Source organism: Ensifer sp. SSB1 (assembly GCF_016652895.1).
Taxonomy (GTDB): domain Bacteria; phylum Pseudomonadota; class Alphaproteobacteria; order Rhizobiales; family Rhizobiaceae; genus Ensifer.
The window spans coordinates 18,036-33,647 of the sequence record NZ_JAEPRP010000005.1 but is presented as its reverse complement, the minus strand read 5'-3'; the positions used below and the strand labels follow the sequence as shown (position 1 = coordinate 33,647).

The window sequence follows — 15,612 nt, the reverse complement described above, 5'->3', positions numbered from 1 at the left end:
GACGTTCTTCCTGATGCGGCAGCATTTATACACTCTCGCCGGCGGCATCGCCGCGATCGCGCTTTTCACCGGCATCCTCTATGCAGGAGCAGCCGCCATTCGCGACCGTGAGAGCGCGGCAACGCCGGACCTCGTGCTCGAAACGCCCGACATGACGGAATTCGAGACGGCACCGGATCAAGGCGAGACGGGCGAAGACGTGCCGCTCGATCCCGACACGTCCTCTGGCGGCGCCCCGGAACCCGGTGCGGCCACGACCGGCGAGCAACCGCAAAACCCCGCGACGGAAAACGCCGGGCGCGCCATCGAGCCACAACAGTTCGGTTTGCCGGATACGGTGACCAGCACGCCGCTCGAACGGGTGGAGCCGCGCGCACCGCTGTCGGAACAGGACAAGCAGGCGAAGTCGGCGGCCGAGCCGACCATCCTCTACCGCCCGGTGGCGGTCGCCGCCGGCGTGATCCAGTTCGACAAGCTGACGCTGCAGATCGGCGGCATCGAGCCCGAGCAGGCGGACAGGACCTGCGAAACCGGCGGCAAGAGCTGGCCCTGCGGCATCGTCGCGCGGACGGCCTTCCGGAACTTCCTGCGCGCCCGTGCGGTCAGCTGCGACATGCCGGAAGGGAGCGCAGGTTCTTCGGCCACTGCCTCTTGCTCGCTCGGCGGGCAGGATCTCGCTGCCTGGCTCGTCGACAATGGCTGGGCGACGCCGTTGCCCGGCTCGCCCCTCGAGACGCGGGCCGACGCCGCGCGCCAGGCAAAGCTCGGTTTCTACGGTGAGGATCCGCGCGATCTCAGCCACACGCCGATGACGCTTGACGATCCAACGTTCGGCACCGGCATGGACGACCCGCAGCCGGACTTGTAAACAGCCACGACAATTCCCAGCTCTCAACCGTCTGGATCATCTCACTCTTTCGGTGAAACATGGAGATGATCCAGCTCCTTGAAACGACGCATTTCCGGAAAGCCCCATGCCGCCAAGCCTGAGCCACCACGAAGCCCTCGTCTATGTCATGGTGATGATGTCGGCAGTCGACCGCGAAATGAGCGACGACGAATTCGCCCGCATCGGCCGGCTGGTGCAGTTCCTGCCCGTCTTCGAGGGGTTCGATGAGGACCAGCTCGTGCTCATCGGCCACGAATGCTCGGCCCAGCTCGCGGCTCCCGAAGGGCTGGACATCGCCTTGGAAATCGTGCGCGAGGCGCTTCCGGAAAAATACCACGAGACGGCCTATGCGCTCGCGGTCGAAATCGCCGCGGCGGACCAACGTATCCGCAACGAGGAGATCCGCCTGCTGCAGTTGCTGCGCGATCGCCTGGGTCTCGACAAGCTCACCTGCGCGGCTATCGAGCGCGGGGCGCTTGCCCGCTTCCGTCGATAGCCTATCCCACCCTGGCCTAACCCAGGGTGCATTGCCCTCAGTAGATGCCGTTCGGGAAATAGCGCAGGTAGATTTCCTCGAGCCGACCGCTGCGCGACAGCGCCAGCAGAGCGTGGTCGATGGCCTGGGTCAGGGCCGGTTCGGATTTGCGGTTCATGATCGTCAGGCCTTCGCCGAGAAAGCGCTGCGAGAAATAGGCGCCGTCGACAAGCGAGCAGCACCCGCCGGCGGTCGTGCCTGAGACCCAGAAGGAAAGCTGCAATCCGTCGGAAAAGACCGCCGGCACTTCACCCTTCTGCAGCGCCGTCAGCATGGCGTCGCGATCCGGGAAAACCTTGGCCTCGATCTTCGGGAAGAACGCCTTGAACATGGCCTCATGCGTCGTCCCCGCCACGACCCCGACCGCTTTCTTCCTGAGATCCTTCGGACCCGCCACGGCACCGGCTGCCTTGGCGTTGATGGCGAACCGGGCGGGCAGCCGCATGAAGGCGCGCGAGAAGCCGAAGCGCTGGCGCAGCTCAGGGCCGACGGCGATGCCGGCGGCGACCGCTTCGCCCTGCCCCTGTTCCAGCGCCGGCAGGAGTTCCGCATAGGTCACGGCCTGGATCTGGCATTTGGCTTCGATGTCGAGCTCGCGGCAGATCTCGCGCACCAGATCGACGTGAAAGCCGGAGAGCTTGCCGGACTGGTCGATGAAATTGAACGGTGGAAAGTCCACCGTCGTCAGGAAACGCAGACGCGCCAGACCCGTGAGATCGGGCTTGGCGATGCGTTCGCGCGCATCGAACAGGATCGGCAGATCCTTCGGCTGCGCCGCCAACGGCGTTGCGATCAAGGACGCGCAGAGAGCGAACAGGGAAAGAAATCTCATGGGCAGCGGGCCGGCATGTCTCATGTGGCAGGGGCGGCCCTTAGAACCGCGGGATGATTCATCGAGCGGTAAAGTAACCGTCCGCAAGGCAACTGGCCATAGGCCTCGCGCGAACGCGGCAAGAGAGGCTTCAGGAAGAATTGGAGCGGGTGATCGGGATCGAACCGACGACATCAAGCTTGGGAAGCTGGCGTTCTACCACTGAACTACACCCGCGATGCCTGCGAAATTTCCCGAACCGAGACGATCTGTCAAGGACCCTTGCGCGGTATCGCACGAGGGTCCCACGCAAAATCTCCTACTCGGCGCGGAAATGCTTCGAAAGCTTGAGGCCTTGCGCCTGGTAGTTTGAGCCGACGCCGAGACCATAGAGGCCCTCGGGCCGTTCCAGCATGTGTTCATAGACGAGGCGGCCGACGATCTGCCCGTGCTCGAGGATGAACGGCACCTCATGGCTGCGCACCTCCAACACCGCGCGGCTGCCGGTGCCGCCGGCCGAGGCATGGCCGAAGCCCGGATCGAAGAAGCCCGCATAGTGCACGCGGAACTCACCCACCAACGGATCGAACGGCGTCATCTCGGCGGCATAGAGCGGCGGGACATGCACTGCCTCGCGCGAGACAAGAATGTAGAACTCGTCCGGATCGAGGATCAGTTCGTCGCGTCCACGGCTATAGAGCGGCTCCCAGAAGTCGAAGATCGCGTGCTGCGCCTTCTTGTCGACGTCGATGACCGCGGTATGGTGCTTGCCGCGGTAGCCGATCAGGCCGTCCGGGCCAGTGCCCTTGAGGTCGATCGACAGCGCAATGCCGCCACCGCTGACATTCGGGCGCTCACTCGCCACGAGAACGTCGCTCTCGTGCAGCGCCACCAGCGCTTGCTCCGACAGCAGCGATTGGCCCACGCGGAAGCGGATCTGAGACAGGCGCGAGCCACGGCGAACGACGATCGGGAAGGTGCGCGGGCTGATTTCGAGATAGAGCGGGCCGCTGTAGCCGGCTGGGATCTTGTCGAATTCCTGGGCGCGATCGGTGATGACGCGGGTGAAGATGTCGAGACGGCCGGTCGAGCTCTTCGGATTGGCCGAAGCCGACATGTCCGAAGGCAGCGCCAGGCTTTCCATCAACGGCACGATGTAGACGCAACCGGTCTCCAGCACTGCGCCATCGGTGAGATCAACCACGTGCAGCTTCAGGCGGTCGAGCTTGTCCGCGACCAAGTGTGACGGGCCCGGCATGAAGCTCGCGCGGACGCGGAAGGCCTTGGCGCCAAGACGCAGGTCGAGGCTCGCCGGCTGGATCTGATCGGCGTCCAACGGCCTCTCGCTCTTCAGGCGCCCCGTTTCGAACAGCGCGGCAATCGCGCGGTCGGCCAAAATCCCAGTGTCGCGGCCCATTGCAGTCCTCTTTTCAGTTGCGAGACAAAACCAAACTCCGGGAATTGACGCAAGCGCACCCTAGCAGTATTGAAGCTTTATCCCGTGGTGATTTGGCCGGTCGGCTTGCAGCCACGTTAAACAAGTAGCTAAAAAGGCCGGGTGTCAAAACCGGCCCGTTTACGCGGCCGGTTTTTTTGTTTTTGAAGGTGATCGTCCCATGAGCAAGAACTGGCGCCCGGCAACCCAACTCGTCCACGGCGGAACCACCCGCTCCCAGCATGGCGAAACGTCCGAGGCAATCTTCCTCACCCAGGGCTTTGTCTACGAGACGTCGGAAGCTGCGGAAGCCCGTTTCAAGGGCGAGACCGAAGGCTTTATCTACGCCCGCTACGGCAGCCCCACCAACGACATGTTCGAAAAGCGCATGTGCATGCTGGAAGGCGCTGAAGACGCGCGCGCCACGGCATCGGGCATGGCCGCCGTCACCGCCGCCATCCTCTGCCAGCTGAGGGCCGGCGATCACATCGTCGCTGCCCGCGCCCTCTTCGGTTCCTGCCGCTGGGTGGTCGAGACGCTGGCACCGAAATACGGCATCGAATGCACGCTGGTCGACGGTCGTGATCTCAAGAACTGGGAAAAGGCGATCCAGAAGAACACCAAGGTCTTCTTCCTAGAAAGCCCGACGAACCCGACCCTCGAAGTCATCGACATCGCCGGCGTCGCGAAGCTCGCCAACCAGATCGGCGCCAAGGTCGTCGTCGACAACGTCTTTGCAACGCCGCTGTTCCAGAAGCCGCTGGAACTCGGCGCCCATATCGTCGTCTATTCCGCGACCAAGCACATCGACGGCCAGGGCCGGTGCCTGGGCGGCGTCGTGCTTTCCGACAAGGAATGGATCAACGAGAACCTGCACGACTACTTCCGTCACACCGGCCCGGCTATGTCGCCGTTCAATGCCTGGACCCTGCTGAAGGGCATCGAGACCCTACCGCTGCGCGTGCGCCAGCAGACGGAAACGGCCCGCCGGATCGCGGACTTCCTGGCGGAACAGCCGCAGGTCGCCAAGGTCATCTATCCCGGCCGCAAGGATCACCCGCAGACCGACATCATCGCCAAGCAGATGACCGGCGGCTCCACGCTCGTCGCGTTTGAACTGAAGGGCGGCAAGGATGCAGCCTTCGCGCTGCAGAACGCGCTCGAGATCGTGCGCATCTCCAACAATCTCGGCGACAGCAAGAGCCTGATCACTCATCCGGCGACGACGACGCACAAGAACCTGACGGACGAGGCCCGCGAAGAACTCGGCATTTCGGCCGGCACGGTGCGCTTCTCGGCCGGCATCGAGGACAGCGAGGACGTGGTGGAGGATTTCGCCCGCGCGCTCAGGGCTGTCAAAGCCTGAGGCAACGAAAGATACGGCCGCCGCGACAGGACGGCGGCCGTCGATCCCCCGCGGCGCTCATGCTGCTGCAGCGCTGCCATCCCAGGTGGCGTCACCTGCGGGATCGAGAGGGCCCAAACAGCCGATCGGGATTCTCGCAAGCCATTGCCCAGGAATGGGTATGCACAATCTTGCCGTTATTCTTGACGAAACCATCTTGCTGTAGAATACCCTGAAAGACCTGAAGCAAGGTGTTGCCCATGTATCGCGCTTTGACCCGCGACATAGAAGTTACGGTGGAGCCGTACTATCTCGAAGAGCAGTCGGATCCCGATGACGGCCGCTATGTCTGGGGCTATCGCATCGTCATCTCGAACCATTCGGACGCAGCCGTCCGGTTGATGACCCGCTACTGGCATATCACCGATGAGAATGGACAGGTCGACGAGGTCAGCGGCCCCGGCGTGATCGGCGAACAGCCGCTGCTCAATCCCGGCGACACCTATGAATATTCGTCGGGCTGCCCGCTGGATACGCCGTCGGGCGTGATGTTCGGCCACTACAGCATGGAAGCGGAAGGCGGAGAGACCTTCAACGTGGCCATTCCCGCCTTCTCGCTCGATTCACCCGGGCTCGTGCGCACCCTGAACTAATTCCAGGATTAAGTGTGAGGCGCTTGTCCGTCCGGAATTGCGCCCCTCAAATAGCGACCCCGGCCAAATGACCGGAGGCGCCCGCTACTGCGGACGCACTTCGCTTGCTTCGAAACGGTAGGTGGTGGAGCAGAACTCGCAAGTCACCTTCACAACACCATCCTCGAGGGTGCTTTCGAGATCGTCCGCTTCCAGATTGGCGAGCACGGAACGAAGCTTCTCGCGCGAGCAGCTGCAACGGTCAAAGACCGCCTGCGGCTCATAGACGCGAACGCCGCGTTCGTGGAACAGCCGGTAGAGCAGCCGTTCGGTTCCGACCATCGGGTCCGTCAGCTCGTCGGCATCGATCGTTTCGACCATCACCTTGGCTTCCGCCCAGAGATCGTCATCCTCGAAGACGTTTTCGCCATCATCGCCGTCGCCGCCGGACAGGTCGGGCTGGCGCATGCGCTCAGGCGCTTCCGGCAGGAACTGGGCGACCATGCCGCCGGCACGCCAACGGTGGCGCGGCTTGCCGTTTTCGTCACGGTCGAGCAGTTCAGCAACACCGAGCCGGACCTTCGTCGGAATCTGCTCCGACTGGCGGAAATAAACGCCGGCGATTTCTTCCAGCGTGGCGCCGTCCAGCGCGACGATGCCCTGGTAGCGCTGAGTGTGAGCGCCCTGGTCTATGGTAAAGGCGAGCACGCCCTTTCCGAGCAGCTCATGCGAGCGGGTGCGACCATCCTTCTCGGCAACGGCCAGCGCGTCGGCATCATAGCGGGCATAGGCACGCACACGGTCGGGCGTCGAGAAATCCGCAACCACCAGATCGACTGGACCGTCGCCTTTTGTCTGGACGATCAGCTTGCCTTCAAACTTCAGCGACGTGCCGAGCAGAACCGTGAGAACGACGGTCTCGGCAACAAGCCGCGCGACCGGCAGCGGATAATTGTGGCGCTCCAAAATAGCGTCGAGCATCGGGCCGAGCTGTACGGCACGGCCACGCACATCGAGGCCTTCCACCTGGAAAGGCACGACGTGATCGTCACCGGCGAAGTCGAACTCACCAAGCCCTGGCGTCATGTCAGTCATGTCTTGCTCCTTGCATCAGCCAACTGCGTTGCGCCAGGGACATTCCTATCCCTCGGCGCAACGTGCCCGCTGTCTCAATTGATCCCGCGATGAACGGATTGTCCACCGGGCATGTGCCGTTCGCCATTGCGCCGCACACCACCCATGGCAGTCAGCGCTTCACTGTTGCCAGGAGCGCCCCGCTTGCCGCCTAGATCGTGTCGAGCAGCCGCAATGTCAATAGCCGCCCACGCGCCTAGCAAAGCGCTGCCCCATCGGCCGGCCGCGCAGCGCTCATCCCTGCGAGCCGCTTAGACGAGGCCCATGCACCAGGCGATGATCGACTTCTGCGCATGCAGACGGTTTTCGGCCTCATCGAAGACCACAGACTGCGGGCCATCGATCACCTCGTCGGTTACCTCTTCGCCGCGGTGCGCCGGAAGGCAGTGCATGAACAGCGCATCGGAGGCCGCACGCTTCATCAGCTCCTCGTTGACCTGATAGGGCTGGAAGACGTTGTGACCGCGGGCGCGGTGTTCCTGGTTCATCGACACCCAGGTGTCGGTAACGACGCAGTTGGCATTGGCGACAGCCTGCTCGGCATCATGACACAGCAGGATCTCGCCGCCGTTGTTACGAGCCCAGTTCAGGATCTTGTCCTGCGGCTCGGAACCGAGCGGCACAGCCATGTTCATGCGATAGCCGAAACGGGCGGAGCCTTCGATCAGCGAGTGCAGCACATTGTTGCCGTCACCGGTCCAGGCGATCGTCTTGCCCTTCACCGATCCGCGATGCTCTTCGAAGGTCATGATATCGGCCATGATCTGGCAAGGATGCGTATCGTCGGTCAGGCCGTTGATAACAGGCACTGTCGCATGCTCGGCGAGCTCCAGAAGACGACGATGGTCGGTGGTGCGGATCATGATCGCGTCGACATAGCGCGACAGGACCTTGGCGGTGTCGCCGATCGTCTCGGCGCGGCCGAGCTGCATTTCGGTGCCCGAAAGAAACAGGGTCTCGCCGCCCAGCTGGCGCATGCCAACGTCAAAGGAGACGCGTGTACGGGTCGACGGCTTTTCGAAGATCATCGCCAGCATCTTGCCGGCGAGCGGCTTCTCGGCGGTTCCTGCCTTGGTCGCCGCCTTTCGGACGCGGGCATCGTCAATGATCGTCCGGAGATCGGCGGCCGTCATGGCCGAAAGATCGAGAAAATGTCTGGTGCCTGCCATCGTACTCGGTTCCTGTCTGAAAAATCGATCCCTGGTGCGCCACGCATTCCGCGTGAACGCACGAAGATCATTCTAACACCCTGTGTCGGCGTCGGTCCTATCCGTTAAGCGGCAGCGTTGCCGCCGGCCTTGCGCACTGCCTCGGCAGCGCGCTCGATGCGTGCGAGACCCTCGCGCGCTTCCTCCGCCGTCACCGTCAGCGGCGGCAGCAGGCGCAATACGTTGTCGCCGGCCGGTACGGCCAGGAGCTTCTCGGCGCGGATTTCCTTCAGGAGATCGGCCGAGGGACCCTTCACCTTGATGCCCAGCATCAGGCCATCGCCGCGGATGTCCTCAATGACATCCGGGAAGCGGTCCTTCAGCGAGGCAAGGCCCTGGCGGAACACGAGCGCGACATCCCGCACATGGCCGAGGAAACCGTCCGCGAGGATGACGTCGAGCACGGCGTTGCCGACGGCCATGGCCAACGGGTTGCCGCCATAGGTGGAGCCATGCGTGCCAGCCACCATGCCGGCAGCCGCTTCTTCCGTCGCAAGGCAAGCGCCGAGCGGGAAACCGCCGCCGATGCCCTTGGCCACGGCCATGATATCCGGGCGGATACCCGACCATTCATGGGCGAACAGCTTGCCGGTACGGCCGACGCCGGTCTGAACCTCGTCAAGGATCAGGAGCAGGCCGAACTCGTCGCAGAGCGCGCGCAATTCCTGCATGAACTCCTTGGTCGCCGGACGGATGCCGCCCTCGCCCTGGATCGGTTCGATCAGGATCGCAGCGGTCTCCTCGGTGATCGCATTCTTGACGGCTGCGATGTCACCAAACGGAACCTGGTAGAACCCCGGCGCCTTCGGCCCGAAACCTTCGATGTATTTCTGTTGGCCGCCGGCGGCGATCGTCGCGATCGTGCGGCCGTGGAAGGCACCCTCGAAGGTGATGACGTGAAACTTCTCGGGCTGCCCCTTGGCGAAGTGATAGCGCCGCGCCGTCTTGATCGCGCATTCCAGCGCTTCCGCACCGGAATTGGTGAAGAAGACCCGATCGGCAAAGGTGACGGCCGCCAGGCGACGCCCAAGGCTTTCCTGGCCAGGAACCTCGTACAGGTTGGAAAGGTGCCAGACCTTCTCGGCCTGCGCCTTCAGTGCCTCGACGAGGTGCGGATGCGCATGACCAAGCGAGTTCACGGCAACGCCGGCAGCGAAGTCGAGGTAGCGCGAGCCATCTTCGGCAATCAGCCAGACGCCCTCTCCTCGCTCGAAACGCAACGGCGCGCGCATGTAGGTGTCATAAAGCGGCGTGGTTGCAGTCATGCGAGGCTCTCCTTACTCCAGTCGACATCGATCCCGCGGCTTCGTGCGGCCCGATAAAAACCAAAAATGCCGCCTTGCGGCGGCGCAGGCACTATTCCCATTTCGCACTGCAATGTCAACAAAACCAAGCCTTGCAGCGCGATGACAAGGCCCGTTTCCCTGCGGCGAAAAAATCAGTCGGAAGGGCTTGCAAAAATGCAACGCTGATCGAGCAAGTTGGGGAAAACTACGAATTCGATTCGGCTCGATTCCCCGGACTCTTGCCACGGAGTCCGACGGTCAGTACGTTAACATTCAATTACTAGACGCATGCGGCGGACCTAGTCACCAAAAGAGTTATCGCGTTTGCAACCTCGGGGTTCAGCCGGGGTGCGGTGAGGGATTCTGCCATCCCCAACGCTGAGAACGGAGAGTGCAGAGATGAACTGGACTGACGAGCGGGTGGAGAAACTGAAGAAGCTTTGGTCCGAGGGCCTGAGCGCTAGCCAGATCGCGGCACAGCTCGGCGGTGTCAGCCGTAACGCTGTCATCGGCAAGGTTCATCGCCTGAGCCTCCCGGGACGCGCCAAGGCTGGCGGCAGCACCACCGCTGCGGCCCGTCCGAAGCGGCCGACCTCGGCCCCGCGCGCACCGAACTACGCCGCGCGCGTTGCGACCCGCACCGTTGCCCGTCCGTCCGGCGCCACGGTTCTCAAGGAAGAGATCGAAGTCGATCTCGTGGCCGAGCAGGATTTCAGCATCAGCACCGACGTGGTCGTGCCGATGTCGCGCCGCCTCGAGCTGACCCAGCTCACCGAGCGCACCTGCAAGTGGCCGATCGGCGACCCGCTGAAGGAAGAGTTTCACTTCTGCGGCAATGACTCGCCGGAGTCGTCGCCCTATTGCAGCTTCCATGCACGGCTTGCTTACCAGCCCTCGGCCGAGCGTCGACGGATGCGCTAAGGCGCCGCGCGGGAACAAAAGGAAAAGGGGCCGATCGGCCCCTTTTTTATTGGCTTCAATTTGCCATTCTCAGCTTTCGAGCGAGTATCCGGCGCCGCGGACCGTGCGAATGACGTCGGGCATGGTCGAGAAGTTCAACGCCTTGCGCAGGCGGCCGACATGGACGTCGACGGTACGCTCATCGACATAGATGTCATGGCCCCAGACGCCGTCCAGGAGCTGCGAGCGCGAGAAGACGCGGCCCGGAGAGGACATCAGGAACTCCAGCAGGCGGAACTCCGTCGGCCCCAGGCGAACTTCGCGGCTACGGCGATGAACGCGATGGGTTTCCCGGTCGAGCTCGATATCGCCGCAGCGCAGCAACGTCGAGAGCACTTCAGGCTTCGCCCGGCGCAGCATCGCCTTGACGCGAGCCATCAGCTCCGGCGTCGAGAACGGCTTGACCACATAGTCGTCTGCCCCGGTCGCCAGACCACGAACGCGCTCGCTCTCTTCGCCGCGCGCCGTCAGCATGATGATCGGCAGTCGCTCCGTTTCCGGGCGTTGGCGCAGCCGACGGCACAGCTCGATGCCGGAGACGCCAGGCAGCATCCAGTCGAGGATGAGGAGATCGGGCAGACGTTCCTGAAGCCGGATCTCTGCCTCGTCACCCCTGAGGATCGTATCGACGTCGAAGCCTTCCGCTTCCAGATTGTAACGCAGCAGGACGCTCAGCGCCTCTTCGTCCTCGACCACGGCGATTTTTGGCAACATCAGGTAACCACTCCTTACCGTGAGCGCCGTGCGGGTCCAGTGGACCGACCGGCGCTCAGACACTCTAAATCTGGAGCACAACCGCCGTTTTCAAAGGCGGTGCGAAAGCCGCGTGCTTCAGATACAGGAATTCGGGGCCGCGACCGAAGCCGCGACCGGATGATATTCATGGGGCATGCATTGCGAACGCGCGTTCGGCGCTAGAAGGGATGGGGAAGTGTATATGTAACTCCCCTCGCATCCCGCTCTAACCTAGTCGTTGACCGAGCCCAACGTCGACGTGTTGTCATCCTTCGGACGCTCGCCTTCCGGCTGGGCACCCGTAGCCATGTAGTAGATCGTCTCGGCGATGTTGGTCGCGTGGTCACCGATACGCTCGATGTTCTTGGCGCAGAACAGAAGATGTGTGCAGGGCGTGATGTTGCGCGGATCTTCCATCATGTAGGTCAGCAATTCGCGGAACAGCGAGGTGTAGATCGCATCGATCTCCTCGTCGCGCTCACGGATGCTGTTGGCCTTTTCCGGCGAGCGCGAGGCATACACGTCGAGCACTTCCTTGAGCTGCACCAGCGCGAGCTCGGCGAGGTGCTCGAGACCGCGGGCGAGCTTGCGCGGGATGCCGGAACCGGCAACCGCGATCACGCGCTTGGCGGTGTTCTTGCCGAGGTCGCCGACACGCTCCAGATCGGAGGCGATGCGGATCGACCCCATGATCTCGCGAAGGTCGGCGGCGACCGGCTGGCGCTTGGCGATCGTGACGATCGCCTTCTCGCCGATCTGGCGCTCGGCATCGTCGAGGACGGTGTCGTCCGAGATCACCTTCTGCGCGAGAGCCAGGTCGGAATTGACCAGGGCGCGAACGGATTCGGCGACCATCTGCTCTGCGAGACCGCCCATCTCCGAGATGCGGCGCGTCAGGTACTTCAGTTCTTCGTCATAGGCGGACATGATATGCATGGACATGATCGTCGATCCTTACAGGCGCTTTCCAGTTACTGTTGCAGCCTTATGCGGCCTCAGCCGAAGCGGCCCATGATGTAATCCTGGGTGCGCTGGTCATCCGGATTGGTGAACATCTTGTCGGTGTCGTTCTCCTCGACGAGATTGCCGAGGTGGAACATGGCGGTGCGCTGCGAAACGCGGGCGGCCTGCTGCATCGAGTGGGTCACGATGACGATCGTGAAGTTCGTGCGCAGTTCGTGAATGAGTTCTTCGACCTTGGCGGTCGCGATCGGGTCAAGCGCCGAGCAGGGCTCGTCCATCAGGATGACTTCGGGGCTGACGGCGACGGCACGGGCGATGCAGAGGCGCTGCTGCTGACCACCGGAAAGCCCGGTGCCGGGCTCCTGCAGGCGGTCCTTGACCTCGTTCCACAGACCGGCCTTCTGCAGGCTAGTCTCGACGATCTCGTCGAAATCCGCCTTGGTGCGGGCAAGTCCATGGATACGCGGACCGTAGGCCACGTTGTCGTAGATCGACTTCGGGAACGGGTTCGGCTTCTGGAAGACCATGCCGACGCGAGCGCGCAGTTCAACGACGTCGATGGTCGGATCGTAGATGTCGTCCTCATCGAGCGTGATCCTGCCGGTGACGCGGCAGTTCTCGATGGTGTCGTTCATGCGGTTCAGCGTGCGCAGGAAGGTCGACTTGCCGCAACCGGACGGGCCGATCAGCGCCGTCACCGTGTTTTCCCGGATGTTGAGGTTGACGTCGAAAAGCGCGCGCTTCTCGCCGTAATAGACCGACACATCCTTGCCGATCATCTTGTAGGGCACAGTGTTCATTTTCTGATCCAAGGCCTTCTCGACGGCTGCTTCTGACATGATGTTCATAGTAATTACCTCACTACCAACGGCGCTCAAAGCGACGTCGCAACAGAATGGCGCCAAGGTTCATGACGACGAGGAAGATGAGAAGGATGATGATCGCGCCAGAGGTGCGCTCGACGAAGGCGCGTTCCGCCTCGTTGGCCCACATGTAGATCTGCACCGGCAGCGCGGTCGACGGTTCCATCGGCGAACCGGGGAAATCGACCACGAAGGCGACCATGCCGATCAGGAGCAGCGGCGCGGTTTCGCCAAGCGCATGGGCGAGACCGATGATGGTGCCGGTCAGAATGCCCGGCATTGCCAGCGGCAGCACGTGGTGGAAGATGGTCTGCATCTTCGAGGCACCGAGGCCGAGTGCCGCCGAGCGGATCGACGGGGGAACCGCCTTCAAGGCCGCGCGGGTGGCGATGATGATCGTCGGCAGGGTCATCAGCGTCAGCACGAAACCGCCGACGACAGCTGCCGAGCGCGGCATGCCGGCAAAGTTGATGAAGACGGCGAGGCCCAGCAGACCGTAGACGATCGACGGAACTGCCGCGAGGTTGTTGATGTTAACCTCGATCAGGTCGGTAAGCCGGTTCTTCGGCGCGAACTCTTCGAGATAGATCGAGGCGGCGACGCCGATCGGCAGCGACAGCACGAGCACGATCAGCATCATGTAGAACGAGCCGAGGGCAGCAACGCCGACGCCTGCCGCTTCAGGACGGCTGGAGGCGCCGAAGGTGAAGATGCCGGTGTTGAAGCTCTTCTTCAGGATGCCGGCGCTTGCAAGCTCGTTCATCCAGGTGACCTGCTGGTCCTTGACCTTGCGCTTGCTCTCGTCGACCTTGAGGTCGATCTGACCCTTGTTGGCGGAGTCGATATTGGCTTCAGCCAGGAGCGTGACCGGAACGGTCTTGCCGATGATGGATGGATCAGCCACGACCATATCGCGCAGCAGCGTACGGGAGCTCGCAGAGACCATGTCGGTCGCCTGCTTGACGAGCGGACGCTTGGTCGCGTCGATGCCGAGCTGCTTGACGAGCGCGTCGCGCACCAGCAGCGGATAGTTGGCAGTCATCAGAACCTTGCTGTCGGTCGTGCGTTCGCCGTTGGGGTCGATGACCTTTTCCGTGAACTCGATCGGCAGCGTGATCGTCGTCTGCTGGAACGCGGTGTAGCCGTTGGAAATGACGGTCCACAGCAGCAGCGCCAGGAAAAAGAGGCCGGTGCTGATTGCGGCGATGCCGTAGGCACGGAACCGGCGTTCGGCGGCATAGCGACGCTTGATGCCGATATCGCGCTTTGCCGAGGCGGGACGGGCGGAGATCCGGACGGTCGGGGAAGCGATGTCGGTCATTCGTACTGTTCCCGGTATTTGCGCACGATGTAGAGCGCGTAAATGTTGAGGCCGAGCGTGATGACGAAGAGCGTGATGCCCAGCGCGAAGGCCACCAGCGTCTGCGGCGAGGTGAACTCGAGGTCGCCTGTCAGCTGGTTGACGATCTTCACGGTCACCGTCGTCATCGGTTCAAACGGATTGATCTGCATGCGGGCCGCCACACCGGCCGCCAGCACCACGATCATCGTTTCGCCGACGGCGCGCGAGGCGGTCAGAAGCAGCGCGCCGACAATGCCCGGGAGGGCGGCTGGAAGGATGACCTTCTTGACCGTTTCCGAACGGGTGGCGCCAAGGCCGAGCGAGCCGTCACGCAGGGCACGCGGCACCTGGGTGATGATGTCGTCCGACAGAGACGACACGAAGGGGATCAGCATGATGCCCATGACGATGCCGGCCGTCAGCACGCTCTGTGCCTGGATGAAGTTCTGGTAGTTGCCGGTCATCAGGCCGTTCATCTGGGCGGATATATCGCGAAGGAACGGGCCAACCGTCACCAGCGCAAAGAAACCGTAGACGATGGTCGGAATGCCGGCGAGCACTTCGAGCAGCGGCTTTGCGGTGGAGCGCAGGCGCGGGCTTGCATATTCCGCCATGTAGATCGCCGCAAAGAGGCCGATCGGCACGGCGAAGAGCATGGCGACGAAGGCGATGTAGAGCGTGCCGGCGAGAAGCGGGATCAGGCCGAACTGACCGGAGGCCCCTCCACTGCCGGCAGCAGCGAAGCGCGGATCCCAGACCGTGCCGAAGAAGAACTCGAACGGCGAGACCATGGTGAAGAAACGGCCGGCTTCCGACAGCATCGACGCGACGATACCGACCGTCGTCAGGATGGCAATGGACGAGGCAACGATCAGCGAGCCGAGAATGACCCGCTCAACCTGGTTGCGCGCCCGGAAGCGGGTGGCGACGTTGCGAATGGCATAGATGCCGCCGGCAATCGCGATCAACAGAACGACCGCGGTCATCAGCCAGCGGTTGGCCGCGGTCAGCGCATTGAAGTGCTGGGCGACGGTGACCATGTAGGGCTCGCCTTCGCCGGCAAGGGCGACACCCTTGGATGCGAGCGTCGAGCGAAGATTGGCGGTACCGCCTTGGAGCGCCGCAAGTTCCTCGCCGCTCAAGCGCAGCAAGCCGCCGGCGACGGATTTGACCTGACCAAGCGCGAGCTGGACGGCCGCTGCGCCCTGGCTCTGGACGGTATCCGGCAGGGCCGCCCGCGTGCTTCCGTCGATATAGACGGGAGCAGCAATCAGCCACGCGCCGAGGACGAGCGCCGCCGGCAGCATCGCCCAGATGGCGACGTAGCTGCCGTGATAGCCCGGCAAGGAATGAAGGTTGGAGAGCTTGCCACCGGAGAGCGCAAGCGAACGCGCACGACCGGCAAAATAAGCAATGAAACCAATAACAACAATTAACAAAAGAAGGAGCGAAGTACTCATCGGCACGTCTCCCC

15 protein-coding genes, 1 tRNA gene and 1 riboswitch are annotated in these 15,612 nt (G+C 62.9%); of the genes, 5 read left to right on the top strand and 11 right to left on the bottom strand.

Features of this window, described 5'->3' with window-relative positions; translation table 11 throughout:
* Window positions 1–13: 13 nt before the first annotated feature.
* The gene (locus tag I8N66_RS02065) at window positions 14–868 is read left to right on the top strand and encodes a thermonuclease family protein (protein WP_291149098.1); all 855 of its coding nucleotides are present in this window, start codon (window positions 14–16) and stop codon (window positions 866–868) included.
* Window positions 869–974: 106 nt separating this feature from the next.
* Entirely contained in the window at window positions 975–1,385 is a 411-nt protein-coding gene (locus I8N66_RS02060) for a tellurite resistance TerB family protein (RefSeq protein WP_223726346.1), read from the top strand.
* Between the two features lie 37 nt (window positions 1,386–1,422).
* Here I8N66_RS02060 and I8N66_RS02055 read toward each other — a convergent pair whose 3' ends face one another.
* From I8N66_RS02055 to I8N66_RS02045, 3 genes are all read right to left on the bottom strand, one after another.
* Window positions 1,423–2,256 (bottom strand): transporter substrate-binding domain-containing protein, encoded by an 834-nt coding sequence (locus I8N66_RS02055; RefSeq protein ID WP_113536530.1) that lies wholly within the window; start codon window positions 2,254–2,256, stop codon window positions 1,423–1,425.
* 141 nt (window positions 2,257–2,397) lie between these two features.
* Window positions 2,398–2,472: transfer RNA gene (locus I8N66_RS02050), tRNA-Gly, on the bottom strand.
* An 82-nt stretch (window positions 2,473–2,554) separates the two neighbouring features.
* Window positions 2,555–3,652: a 2'-deoxycytidine 5'-triphosphate deaminase gene (locus I8N66_RS02045; protein WP_291149093.1), complete on the bottom strand. Its 1,098-nt coding sequence runs from the start codon at window positions 3,650–3,652 to the stop codon at window positions 2,555–2,557.
* A 74-nt stretch (window positions 3,653–3,726) separates the two neighbouring features.
* Window positions 3,727–3,805: riboswitch (SAM riboswitch) on the top strand.
* Window positions 3,806–3,851: 46 nt separating this feature from the next.
* Between I8N66_RS02045 and I8N66_RS02040 the strand changes: the two genes are divergently transcribed.
* Both I8N66_RS02040 and apaG read left to right on the top strand, forming a co-directional pair.
* Window positions 3,852–5,036 carry an O-succinylhomoserine sulfhydrylase gene (locus I8N66_RS02040; RefSeq protein WP_291149090.1) on the top strand — a complete coding sequence of 395 codons (1,185 nt, stop codon included), beginning with the start codon at window positions 3,852–3,854 and terminating at the stop codon, window positions 5,034–5,036.
* A gap of 239 nt (window positions 5,037–5,275) precedes the next feature.
* Window positions 5,276–5,668, top strand: a complete 393-nt coding sequence (apaG, locus tag I8N66_RS02035) for a Co2+/Mg2+ efflux protein ApaG (protein ID WP_057248107.1) — start codon at window positions 5,276–5,278, stop codon at window positions 5,666–5,668.
* Between the two features lie 84 nt (window positions 5,669–5,752).
* Here apaG and I8N66_RS02030 read toward each other — a convergent pair whose 3' ends face one another.
* The 3 genes from I8N66_RS02030 to I8N66_RS02020 all read right to left on the bottom strand — a co-directional run bounded on the left by I8N66_RS02030 (window position 5,753) and on the right by I8N66_RS02020 (window position 9,254).
* Window positions 5,753–6,742, bottom strand: a complete 990-nt coding sequence (locus tag I8N66_RS02030) for an Hsp33 family molecular chaperone (protein ID WP_113536533.1) — start codon at window positions 6,740–6,742, stop codon at window positions 5,753–5,755.
* A gap of 290 nt (window positions 6,743–7,032) precedes the next feature.
* The gene (gene argF, locus I8N66_RS02025) at window positions 7,033–7,950 is read right to left on the bottom strand and encodes an ornithine carbamoyltransferase (protein WP_113536534.1); all 918 of its coding nucleotides are present in this window, start codon (window positions 7,948–7,950) and stop codon (window positions 7,033–7,035) included.
* A gap of 104 nt (window positions 7,951–8,054) precedes the next feature.
* Complete coding sequence (locus I8N66_RS02020) at window positions 8,055–9,254, bottom strand: aspartate aminotransferase family protein (RefSeq protein ID WP_291149083.1); 1,200 nt, start codon at window positions 9,252–9,254, stop codon at window positions 8,055–8,057.
* A 420-nt stretch (window positions 9,255–9,674) separates the two neighbouring features.
* Between I8N66_RS02020 and I8N66_RS02015 the strand changes: the two genes are divergently transcribed.
* Complete coding sequence (locus tag I8N66_RS02015) at window positions 9,675–10,196, top strand: GcrA family cell cycle regulator (protein WP_113536536.1); 522 nt, start codon at window positions 9,675–9,677, stop codon at window positions 10,194–10,196.
* 69 nt (window positions 10,197–10,265) lie between these two features.
* Here the strand turns inward: I8N66_RS02015 and phoB are convergent, their stop codons facing one another.
* The 5 genes from phoB to pstC all read right to left on the bottom strand — a co-directional run bounded on the left by phoB (window position 10,266) and on the right by pstC (window position 15,598).
* Entirely contained in the window at window positions 10,266–10,949 is a 684-nt protein-coding gene (phoB, locus tag I8N66_RS02010) for a phosphate regulon transcriptional regulator PhoB (protein ID WP_057248102.1), read from the bottom strand.
* A 252-nt stretch (window positions 10,950–11,201) separates the two neighbouring features.
* Window positions 11,202–11,915 (bottom strand): phosphate signaling complex protein PhoU, encoded by a 714-nt coding sequence (gene phoU, locus I8N66_RS02005; protein ID WP_093231848.1) that lies wholly within the window; start codon window positions 11,913–11,915, stop codon window positions 11,202–11,204.
* A gap of 50 nt (window positions 11,916–11,965) precedes the next feature.
* A complete protein-coding gene (pstB, locus tag I8N66_RS02000; RefSeq protein WP_113536537.1) occupies window positions 11,966–12,781 on the bottom strand; it encodes a phosphate ABC transporter ATP-binding protein PstB in 816 nt (271 codons plus the stop codon).
* Between the two features lie 13 nt (window positions 12,782–12,794).
* Entirely contained in the window at window positions 12,795–14,117 is a 1,323-nt protein-coding gene (gene pstA, locus I8N66_RS01995; protein WP_113536538.1) for a phosphate ABC transporter permease PstA, read from the bottom strand.
* On the bottom strand, window positions 14,114–15,598 hold the full coding sequence (pstC, locus tag I8N66_RS01990; protein ID WP_291149076.1) for a phosphate ABC transporter permease subunit PstC: 1,485 nt from the start codon (window positions 15,596–15,598) through the stop codon (window positions 14,114–14,116). Before pstC ends, pstA begins: the two co-directional genes overlap by 4 nt.
* Between the last annotated feature and the right edge of the window lie 14 nt (window positions 15,599–15,612).

Bases quoted from the DNA above. Each gene is read 5' to 3' on its own strand.
- I8N66_RS02060 (WP_223726346.1), top strand. From the start codon at position 975: ATGCCGCCAAGCCTGAGCCACCACGAAGCCCTCGTCTATGTCATGGTG.
- I8N66_RS02065 (WP_291149098.1), top strand. From the start codon at position 14: ATGCGGCAGCATTTATACACTCTCGCCGGCGGCATCGCCGCGATCGCG.
- phoB (WP_057248102.1), bottom strand. From the start codon at position 10,949: ATGTTGCCAAAAATCGCCGTGGTCGAGGACGAAGAGGCGCTGAGCGTC.
- I8N66_RS02015 (WP_113536536.1), top strand. From the start codon at position 9,675: ATGAACTGGACTGACGAGCGGGTGGAGAAACTGAAGAAGCTTTGGTCC.
- I8N66_RS02040 (WP_291149090.1), top strand. From the start codon at position 3,852: ATGAGCAAGAACTGGCGCCCGGCAACCCAACTCGTCCACGGCGGAACC.
- I8N66_RS02055 (WP_113536530.1), bottom strand. From the start codon at position 2,256: ATGAGATTTCTTTCCCTGTTCGCTCTCTGCGCGTCCTTGATCGCAACG.
- I8N66_RS02020 (WP_291149083.1), bottom strand. From the start codon at position 9,254: ATGACTGCAACCACGCCGCTTTATGACACCTACATGCGCGCGCCGTTG.
- I8N66_RS02045 (WP_291149093.1), bottom strand. From the start codon at position 3,652: ATGGGCCGCGACACTGGGATTTTGGCCGACCGCGCGATTGCCGCGCTG.
- argF (WP_113536534.1), bottom strand. From the start codon at position 7,950: ATGGCAGGCACCAGACATTTTCTCGATCTTTCGGCCATGACGGCCGCC.
- apaG (WP_057248107.1), top strand. From the start codon at position 5,276: ATGTATCGCGCTTTGACCCGCGACATAGAAGTTACGGTGGAGCCGTAC.
- I8N66_RS02030 (WP_113536533.1), bottom strand. From the start codon at position 6,742: ATGACTGACATGACGCCAGGGCTTGGTGAGTTCGACTTCGCCGGTGAC.
- pstB (WP_113536537.1), bottom strand. From the start codon at position 12,781: ATGAACATCATGTCAGAAGCAGCCGTCGAGAAGGCCTTGGATCAGAAA.
- pstA (WP_113536538.1), bottom strand. From the start codon at position 14,117: ATGACCGACATCGCTTCCCCGACCGTCCGGATCTCCGCCCGTCCCGCC.
- pstC (WP_291149076.1), bottom strand. From the start codon at position 15,598: ATGAGTACTTCGCTCCTTCTTTTGTTAATTGTTGTTATTGGTTTCATT.